At 53.1% G+C, this 769-nt stretch carries 1 protein-coding gene; it reads left to right on the plus strand.

All coding sequences use genetic code 11. The features are described 5' to 3' along the window. Nucleotides 1-393: 393 nt before the first annotated feature. Nucleotides 394-720 (plus strand): ATP-dependent Clp protease adapter ClpS, encoded by a 327-nt coding sequence (clpS, locus tag VZ95_RS20800; protein ID WP_045777566.1) that lies wholly within the window; start codon nucleotides 394-396, stop codon nucleotides 718-720. The last annotated feature ends 49 nt before the right edge of the window (nucleotides 721-769 follow it).

A 769-nucleotide genomic window follows, 5' to 3' on the forward strand; every position in this document is an offset into this window, starting at 1 on the left:
GGTGATTTCATAGCCATAACGGATGAACATTCAGGGCCTCGTCTCAAGCGGTGGGGTTGGGCATTGATCGAAGCTCTTCCCCGGCAATCGCATATCACCGGATCAACGACACATAACCGTGCTAGGCTACAGGGAAGCCGAAGCAAGCGTCACGCCAATTCAAGCGGCCCTTCGGTCGGTAAGTTTACTAACGGCGTTAAGTCGGTGAATTCAGTCACTTAGCGACCGCCCTCTGTAAAACCTATGGCACTGCGATAGAAGGCCTCTTTTCTAAGGCGGATTTCATCTCATATGATGAAGCACGGCTTGGCACTGTTAACGCGCCAATCGGTCTCAAAGTTCCCGTTTCTCCAACCAATCCCTTCCACCCGCGCCGAAATCCCTTCGAGTAGAATGAGCGACGATCTGAAAAACGGAAATTCCGGCACCAATACCGGCGTTGCGGTCAAGGCGAAGCCGAAGACCAAGAAGCCGTCTATGTACAGGGTGCTTATGTTGAACGACGATTATACGCCGATGGAGTTCGTCGTTCACATTCTCGAAAGGTTTTTCCAGAAGAATAAGGAAGAAGCCACGCGGATTATGCTGCATGTCCATCAGCGTGGCGTGGGGGTCTGCGGTGTCTTCACCTATGAGGTGGCGGAAACGAAAGTCACGGAAGTGATGGACTTTGCCCGCCGACACCAGCACCCTTTGCAGTGCACCTTGGAGAAGGAGTAGCCTTTGATGCTCTCGCGGAACCTGGAAAAGAGCCTGCATACGGCCCTGG

Origin of the sequence: Elstera litoralis (assembly GCF_000963705.1) — a bacterium.
GTDB lineage: Bacteria > Pseudomonadota > Alphaproteobacteria > Elsterales > Elsteraceae > Elstera > Elstera litoralis.

Excerpts from the sequence above, each read along its gene's own strand:
- clpS (WP_045777566.1), top strand. The coding sequence starts at position 394 with ATGAGCGACGATCTGAAAAACGGAAATTCCGGCACCAATACCGGCGTT.